Annotated in this window: 7 protein-coding genes; 2 read left to right on the top strand and 5 right to left on the bottom strand. The window is 74.7% G+C overall.

Translation table 11 applies throughout. The features are described from left to right. Positions 1-57 precede the first annotated feature (57 nt). From AB0D08_RS31770 to AB0D08_RS31750, 5 genes are all read right to left on the bottom strand, one after another. Entirely contained in the window at positions 58-1,338 is a 1,281-nt protein-coding gene (locus tag AB0D08_RS31770; RefSeq protein WP_359893705.1) for a helix-turn-helix domain-containing protein, read from the bottom strand. A gap of 323 nt (positions 1,339-1,661) precedes the next feature. Then, the gene (locus AB0D08_RS31765; RefSeq protein ID WP_359893703.1) at positions 1,662-2,252 is read right to left on the bottom strand and encodes a 3'-5' exonuclease; all 591 of its coding nucleotides are present in this window, start codon (positions 2,250-2,252) and stop codon (positions 1,662-1,664) included. Between the two features lie 121 nt (positions 2,253-2,373). Beyond that, positions 2,374-3,018, bottom strand: coding sequence for a 4'-phosphopantetheinyl transferase superfamily protein (locus AB0D08_RS31760; RefSeq protein WP_359893701.1), 645 nt, complete (start codon positions 3,016-3,018; stop codon positions 2,374-2,376). Continuing rightward, on the bottom strand, positions 3,015-3,851 hold the full coding sequence (locus tag AB0D08_RS31755; protein WP_033826195.1) for a metallophosphoesterase: 837 nt from the start codon (positions 3,849-3,851) through the stop codon (positions 3,015-3,017). Before AB0D08_RS31755 ends, AB0D08_RS31760 begins: the two co-directional genes overlap by 4 nt. Next, the gene (locus tag AB0D08_RS31750; RefSeq protein WP_359893699.1) at positions 3,848-4,588 is read right to left on the bottom strand and encodes an alpha/beta fold hydrolase; all 741 of its coding nucleotides are present in this window, start codon (positions 4,586-4,588) and stop codon (positions 3,848-3,850) included. Before AB0D08_RS31750 ends, AB0D08_RS31755 begins: the two co-directional genes overlap by 4 nt. 377 nt (positions 4,589-4,965) lie before the next feature. On the opposite strand from AB0D08_RS31750, the gene AB0D08_RS31745 reads away from it, so the two are divergent. After that, positions 4,966-6,150 (top strand): isochorismate synthase, encoded by a 1,185-nt coding sequence (locus tag AB0D08_RS31745; RefSeq protein WP_359893697.1) that lies wholly within the window; start codon positions 4,966-4,968, stop codon positions 6,148-6,150. Beyond that, positions 6,147-7,745 carry a (2,3-dihydroxybenzoyl)adenylate synthase gene (locus tag AB0D08_RS31740; RefSeq protein WP_359893695.1) on the top strand — a complete coding sequence of 533 codons (1,599 nt, stop codon included), beginning with the start codon at positions 6,147-6,149 and terminating at the stop codon, positions 7,743-7,745. Before AB0D08_RS31745 ends, AB0D08_RS31740 begins: the two co-directional genes overlap by 4 nt. Positions 7,746-7,755 lie beyond the last annotated feature (10 nt).

Below are 7,755 nucleotides of genomic sequence, written 5' to 3'. Positions count from 1 at the left end.
AGCGCGGCGACACCGGCGACCCACTGGTCCTCGGGCGTCTCTTCCAGGTACCGCCGGTCAGCGCCCGATCCGGTCGGAGAGACCGGCCAGCGCCACCCCGGCGGGACCCGCGGTCGCCAGCTCCGCCCGCCGCACCAGGCTCAGTGCGAACGAGCGCACCAGCTTGTGGAACGCGTACCGGCCGGGCGCCGGGGTGTCCAGCAGGCTGGCGTCCACCAGCTCCTCCAGCAGGTTCTCCGCCTCGGCCCGGTCGGCGCCGAGTGCCGCGGCCGCGGCCGCGAGCGACAGGTCCGGACCGTCCAACTGGGCGATCTGGCGCAGCGCGTGGGCCGCCTGCCAGCCGAGCCGCTCGTAGCTGAGCCGGAACGCGGTACCGACCGCGGCGCCGCCGAGGTCCAGCACCGAGCTGCCCTCCTCCTCGTCCTCCAGCCGCTCCACCAGCGAGGCGATCTGCCAGCGCGGCCGGGCCGCCAGCCGGGTCGCCACCAACTGGACGGCCAGCGGCAACAGGCCGCAGGCCTCGACCAGCCGGCGGGCCGCGACCGGCTCGGCCGCCACCCGCTGGTCGCCGATGATCGCGGCGACCATCCGCACCGCCTCCCGCGGGGACAGCGGGTCCAGCGAGAGCAACTGCGCCGAGCGCAGGCCCGCCATCCGGACCCGGCTGGTGACCAGCACCATGGAGCCGGGGGCGGCGGGCAGCAGCGGCTGCACCTGCTCGGCGCTGACCACGCCGTCCAGCACGATCAGCATCCGGCGGCCGTCCAGCAGGGTGCGGAACAGCGCCGCCCGCTCGGAGATCGCGGTGGGCAGCGGCCCGCCGGGCCGCAGCGCCCGCAGGAAACCGCCGAGCACCTCGCCGGGCGTCACCCAGGCACCGTCCTGGCCGGGTCCGTCGATCTCGGCGAACAGACAGCCGTCCGGGAACCGGTCACGCACCCGGTGCGCCCAGTGGACCGCCAGCGCGGACTTGCCGACCCCCGCCATCCCGTCGATCGCGCAGACCACCATCCGCTGCTCGCACAGCAGGCCGTCGAGCCGCGCCAGGACGGCCTCACGGCCGTAGAAGTCCGGTACCGCCATCGGTAACTGGGCCGGCCTCAGCGGCTCGGCCGACTGGCCCTCGGGGTCCTGGTCGGCGACCAGCCCGCGCAGGGCGCCACCGGCGCCGAGCACGTCGTCGCACCGGCCCGCCAGCTCCGGGGTGGCGGGCCGGGCACCGGTCTCCACCCTGCTCAGATAGCCCTTGCTGTAGTGCGCCATCTCGCTCAGCGCCTTCAAGGAGACGCCCTGCTGTGTCCGGAGTCTTCGCAGCTCGAACCCGAATCTTTCGCTCAAAACTCCCCCCTCCTGCCCGTGTTGGTTGCTGTCTCCCCCGATGGGGCCCATCACAGGCGGCTGAGAGCCGCCGCGCCACCGCCGCTGTGGGCCGCGCTGCCGTCGTCGTGATCCCCCCGGAGACGACGGCACCCTGGTGCGGGTGGCGGGGCCGATCCTACGGGAGATCAGCGTCCGATGTTCGAATTCGATCAGACTTTGCTCACCGGTTTTCGGATCTCGATCGCGGACCGGTGGCGGTAGGGGCACGGATCAGGAACTGATGCTGCGTTACCGAGACATTCGGGACAGCTTCCGCTTGCTCCAGAGGATGTGACTGTCAGTCACCGGAAAGGGGTCGGCACTTCGCACACCGCCGGGTGCCAGGCATCGCGGGCGGCGAGGTGCAGGACGAGCGCCGCGATGTTCCACGCGTCGTCCTCGCCGCGGTGGTGCCGGCCCTCCAGCGGCAGGCCCGCCAGCTCCAGCGCGCGGGCCATGCCGGGCCGCTTGCGCAGCCCGTACGCCTCGGTGAAGACCAGCTTGGCGTTGGCGTGGCGGCGGCCGAACGGGTACCGGGTGCCGGTGGCCGCGCACTGCCGGGTGAACTGGTTGCGGTCGTAGTCGCCCCAGCTGGCCCACGGGCGCGACCCGGCCCGGTGCTCGGCCGCCAGCAGCCGGCAGGCCTCCGCGAACGGGACGCCGGTGTCGACCTCGGCCTGGGTCAGCCCGGTCAGCCCGGTGCAGAAGTCGCTCACCGTCGAGCGCCGGGGCCGGACCAGGATCCGGTGACGGCCGACCCGCTCACCCGCGGTGACGTCGACCACCGTCAGCCCGATCTCGATGATCTCGCTGACCGCGCCGGGCGGCGGCTGCCCGTCCCAGCAGGTCGCCTCGATGTCCACCACGTTCCACAGTTCCGGTGCGCTCTCCACCCGGGGCAGGCTAGCCGCGCCCGGCGCCGGCCGGCACCGGGATTTCCCACGGCGCCGGCCGCCGCGGGCCCGCGGCCCGGGCGACGACGGCTCAGGCGGTGGCGGGTCAGGCGATGACGGCTCAGGCGATGACGGTGAGCAGCAGCCCGTCCTGCACCAGCCAGCGGCCGTGGAAGCCGAGCAGCGGCCCGCCGTCCGCGGTGGTGCCGTCGACCAGCAGCCGGGCGGACCAGGTGCCGTCCACCTCCAGCGTGATGTCCGCCTCCTCGAACTCCAGGAAGCGCCTGGTCAGCGGGAACCACGCCTTGTAGACGCTCTCCTTGGCGCTGAACAGCAGCCGGTCCCAGTGCACCGCGGGCCGCTCCGCCGTCAACTCGGCGATCCTGGAATGCTCCTGGGGCAGCGCGACCACCTCCAGCACGTCGTCCGGCAGCGGCTCGTGCGGTTCGGCGTCGATGCCGACGGTGCGCAGGTCACCGGCGCGGGCGACCACGGCGGCGCGGTAGCCGGCGCAGTGCGTCATGCTGCCGACCACGCCCTCGGGCCAGCGCGGTGCGCCGCGCTCCCCCCTCAGGATCGGCACCGGTGGCAGGCCGAGCGCGCCGAGCGCCCTGCGGGCGCAGGCCCGTACGGTGGCCACCTCGCGGCGGCGGGCCGGGACCGCCTTGGCGACCAGCTCCTCCTCGCCCGGCAGCAGTGGGGCGTCGGCCAGGTCGTCGAAGGCCTCCGCCCAGGAGGCGCCCGGCGGCAGCAGCTGCTCGATCACCGCTCCTCCGCCCGCAGGACCCGGCGCGGGCGGTGCGGGCCGCCGCGCGGGCCCCACTCGCGCGGGTAGCCGAGCGAGACCTCCTCGAAGCGGACGCCGTCCGCCCAGGTGATCCGGGGGATGTGCAGGTGTCCGTAGATCATGGCGGCGGCGTCGTACCGCCGGTGCCAGTCGGCGGTGCGCTCGGTGCCGCACCAGAGCGCGAACTCCGGGTAGCGCAGGATCCTGGTGGGCTCGCGCACCAGCGGGTAGTGGTTGACCAGGACCGTCGGCAGGGCGGGGTCGCGCCGGGCGAGCAGCCGTTCGGTCTCCTCGATCCGCGCCTCGCACCAGGCCTCGCGGGACGGGTACGGGTCGGGGTGCAGCATCATCTCGTCGGTGCACACCACGCCGGCGGCGTAGGCGGCGGCGAGCGCCTCCGTCTTGTCCGCGGTGCCCTCGGGCCGGAAGGTGTAGTCGTAGAGGAGGAAGAGCGGGGCGACGGTGACCGGACCACCGGGTCCGCCGGACCACACCGCGTACGGGTCCTCGGGGGTCAGCACGTCCAGGCCGCGGCAGAGTTCGACCAGGGCCCGGTAGCGGTCGTCGCCGCGCAGCTGCACCGGGTCGTCCTTGGGGGTCCACAGTTCGTGGTTGCCGGGGGCCCAGATCACCTTGGCGAAGCGCTCGCGCAGGGTGGCGAGCACCCACTCGATCTCGCCGAACCGCTCGCTGACGTCGCCGGCGACGATCAGCCAGTCGTCCGGGGAGTCGGTGCGCAGCTCCTCGACCACCTTCCGGTTCTCCGGGTAGGCGACGTGCAGGTCGCTGATCGCGTACAGGGTGCCGCTCATACCAGCGCCTCGAGGTGACGGGAGATCACCGCGGCGATCTCGTCGTGGCGGCCGTTCAGGTAGAAGTGGCCGCCGGGGAACACCTTCAGGTCGAACCCGGCCGCGGTGTACCGCTCCCAGCCCCGGGCGTCGGCCGGCGAGGTGACCGGGTCGTCGTCGCCGACCAGTGCGGTGACCGGGCAGCGCAGCGGATCCCGCTCGCGGTGCTGGTAGCCGGTCAGCGCGGCGTAGTCGGCGCGGACGGCGGGCAGCGCCAGTGCGACGATCTCCGGGTCGGCGAGCAGCCCGGCGTCGGTGCCGTCCAGCGAGGCCAGGTGGGCGAGGAGCGCCCGGTCGTCGAGCAGGTGCGCGGCCTCCGGGCGGCGCAGGTGCGGCGCGCGGCGCCCGGACACCATCAGCAGGTCGGGGCCGGCGCCGGAGCTCTCCAGCAGCCGGGCGGCCTCGTACGCGACCACGGCGCCCATGCTGTGGCCGAGCAGCAGCAGCGGGCGGCCGTCGCTCTCGCCGAGGGCGTCGACCGCGCGGGCGGCCAGCTCGGTGATGCTGCGCAGCGGGGTCTCGGTGAACCGGTCCTGACGGCCCGGGTACTGGACGGCCAGCACCTCGGTCCGCGGGGAGAGCAGGCCGGAGAGCGGGTGCCAGTAGCTCGCCGAACCACCGGCGTGCGGGAAGCACACCAGCCGTGCGCGGGCGTCGCCGCCCGGGTGGAACCGCCGCAGCCAGCGGTCGCTGGTCATCGTCTCTCCCCTGTCACGATCACGGGAATCCGCTGCCGGGCCGGTGGTCGACCCGGGCCCCCGGGCATTCCCCGAACCCACATCGGCCGGACCGACAATACTCTGACAACGCTTCACTTCTCCGGATCTTCACATCGAAGCCCGGCCCCGAGGGGGCCCTCCGGCGCCGGGGGCCTCCCTCCCTCCCGTATTGTTAGGTTAGCCTAACCATTGTACGCGGGCGCCGGTCTCGACACCCCCCGGCACCACCCGTACAGCACCGTCCGCACGGCACCGCCCGCGCAGCACCCCACCGCTCGACGGCGGCCCGACGGCCCGTCCGTCACCGCCCGCACGCCCCGGCCCAGGCGCCGCCCGCGCCAGGAAACGGAGAACTCATGACCACGGCCTACGAGGCCCACGACACGGCAGCGGCCCTGCCGGGCGCCACCGCCCTGCTCGCCGGCTACCGACCGGGACCGGCGACGGCCTTCTTCGCCGGCCCCGGCCGCACCCTGCTGGCCGAAGGCGTCCGCGCCACCGTCACCGACCCGGCCCGCGCCACCGAGGCGCTGCGCGCGGCCCGCGCGGCCGGGGCCGAGGCGCCCGTCGTGGTCGGCGCGATCCCGTTCTCCCCGGGCCGGCCGGCCCGGCTGTTCATACCCGCCGAGGTCCACCGGGCCGGGCCGCTGCACGAGGACCCGCTGCTGCAACTGCCCGCCGCCGCCCCGGCCACCGCCGACTGGCGGCAGCGCCCGGTGCCCGCCCCCGAGGTCTACCGGGACGCCGTCGCCGAGGCCGTCCGCCGGCTGTCCGACGACTCCGGACTGACCAAGGTGGTGCTCGCCCGCACCCTGGAACTGACCGCGCCCGGCGGCGCCGACCTGCCCGCCATGCTGCACCGGCTGTCCCGCCGCGACCCCGACGGCTACACCTTCGCCGTCCCGGCCGGCGGCGCCGCCACCCTGGTCGGCGCCAGCCCCGAACTGCTGGTCTCCCGCCGGGCCACCGCCGTCAGCGCCAACCCGCTGGCCGGCTCCGCCGCCCGCTCCACCGACCTGGCCGAGGACGTCCGCCGGGCCGCCGCCCTGCTGGAGTCCCCCAAGGACCTGCACGAGCACGCCGTGGTGGTCGAGGCCGTCCGGGCCGCGCTCGCCCCGCTCTGCGCGCAGCTGCACGTCCCCGAGCGGCCCACGCTGGTACGGACCGCCGCGATGTGGCACCTGTCCACCACCGTCACCGGCACCCTCGCCGACCCCGCCACCAGCGCGCTGGACCTGGCCCTCGCCCTGCACCCCACCCCGGCGGTCTGCGGCACGCCCACCGACCGGGCCCGCGACCTGATCGGCGAACTGGAGCCGTTCGACCGCGGCCTGTACACCGGCGTGGTCGGCTGGGGCGACGCCGACGGCGACGGCGAATGGGTCGTCACCCTGCGCTGCGCCGAGGCCGAGGGCGACCTGCTGCGGCTGTTCGCGGGCGCCGGCGTGGTCGCCGCCTCCGACCCCGCCGCCGAACTCGCCGAGACCGGCGCCAAGTTCCGCACCTTCCTGCACGCGGTCGGCCTGGAGGAGAGCAAGTGAGTTTCTGGCCCGAGGAGTTCGCCGCCCGTTACCGGGCCGCCGGGTACTGGACCGGCGAACCGCTGGACCGGATGATCCGCGTCCACGCCGCCGCGGACCCCGCCCGGATCGCCCTCACCGACGGCGACCGGCACTGGAGCTACGCCGAGCTGGACCGGCGGGCCGACCTGGTCGCCACCGGACTGCTCGCCCGCGGGCTGCGCCGCGGCGACCGGGTGGTGCTCCAACTCCCCAACACCGCCGAGTTCTTCGAGCTCTTCTTCGGTCTGCTGCGGGCCGGGGTGGTACCGGTGATGGCGCTGCCCGCACACCGGCGCGCCGAGATCTCCTACTTCTGCGAGTTCGCCGGGGCCCGCGCACTGATCGTGCCGGACCGGCACGCCGGCTTCGACCACCGGGAGCTGGCGGCCGACGTACTGGCCGCGGTCCCCGCGCTGGGCGAGGTCCTCGTGGTCGGCGACCCGGGCCCGTACACCTCCGTCGCCGAGCTGCGGGCGGCCGAGGCCGCTCCGGTCCAGGACCCGCCCCGGGCCGACGAGTTGGCGTTCCTGCAGCTGTCCGGCGGCTCCACCGGGCTGCCCAAGCTGATCCCCCGCACCCACGACGACTACCTGTACAGCGTCCGGGAGTCCGCGGTGATCTGCGGCCTCGGCCCGGAGACGGTGTACCTGTGCGCGCTGCCCGCCGCCCACAACTTCCCGCTCAGCTCCCCCGGCACGCTCGGCACCTTCCACGCCGGCGGCCGGGTCGTGCTGGCCCCCAACCCGAGCGCGGATGCGGCCTTCCCGCTGATCGAACGCGAGCGGGTCACCCTGACCGGCCTGGTGCCCCCGGTCGCGCTCGCCTGGGCCGACGCGGCGGCGCAGGCACCGCACGACCTGAGCAGCCTGGAACTGCTCCAGGTCGGCGGCGCCAAGCTCAGCGCCGAAGGCGCCCGGCGGCTGGGACCCGCCCTCGGCTGCCGGGTCCAGCAGGTCTTCGGCATGGCCGAGGGCCTGGTCAACTACACCCGGCCCGAGGACGACGAGCAGACCGTGCTCACCACCCAGGGCCGGCCGATCTCGCCCGACGACGAGATCCGGATCGTCGACGACCACGACCACGACCTGCCCGACGGCGCCACCGGCCACCTGCTCACCCGCGGCCCGTACACCATCCGTGGCTACTGGCGTGCGCCGGAGCACAACGCCGAGGCGTTCACCTCCCAGGGCTTCTACCGGACCGGAGACGTCGTCCGCCGGACGCCCACCGGCCACCTGGTGGTCGAGGGCAGGGCCAAGGATCAGATCAACCGTGGGGGCGAGAAGGTAGCCGCCGAGGAGGTGGAGAACGTGCTGCTGGCCCATCCGGCCATCCACGACGCCTCCGTGGTGGCCACCCCCGACGCCTACCTGGGCGAGCGCAGCTGCGCCTACGTCATCCTGCGCGAGGGCGCCGAGCGGCCGCGCGCGGCCGAACTGAGGGCCTTCGTCCGGCAGGCCGGCCTCGCCGACTTCAAGGTCCCCGACAAGGTGGAGTTCGTCACCGCCTTCCCGCAGACCGGCATCGGCAAGGTCAGCAAGAAGGACCTCCGCGCCACCACCCCCCAGCCGTAGAGAGACCCCA

The organism is Kitasatospora sp. NPDC048540 (assembly GCF_040651175.1).
Classification (GTDB): domain Bacteria; phylum Actinomycetota; class Actinomycetes; order Streptomycetales; family Streptomycetaceae; genus Kitasatospora.
The sequence above is the reverse complement of the archived record's forward strand: the minus strand, read 5'-3'. Positions and strand labels throughout refer to the sequence as shown.

Excerpts from the sequence above, each read along its gene's own strand:
- AB0D08_RS31755 (WP_033826195.1), bottom strand. The coding sequence starts at position 3,851 with ATGAGCGGCACCCTGTACGCGATCAGCGACCTGCACGTCGCCTACCCG.
- AB0D08_RS31750 (WP_359893699.1), bottom strand. The coding sequence starts at position 4,588 with ATGACCAGCGACCGCTGGCTGCGGCGGTTCCACCCGGGCGGCGACGCC.
- AB0D08_RS31745 (WP_359893697.1), top strand. The coding sequence starts at position 4,966 with ATGACCACGGCCTACGAGGCCCACGACACGGCAGCGGCCCTGCCGGGC.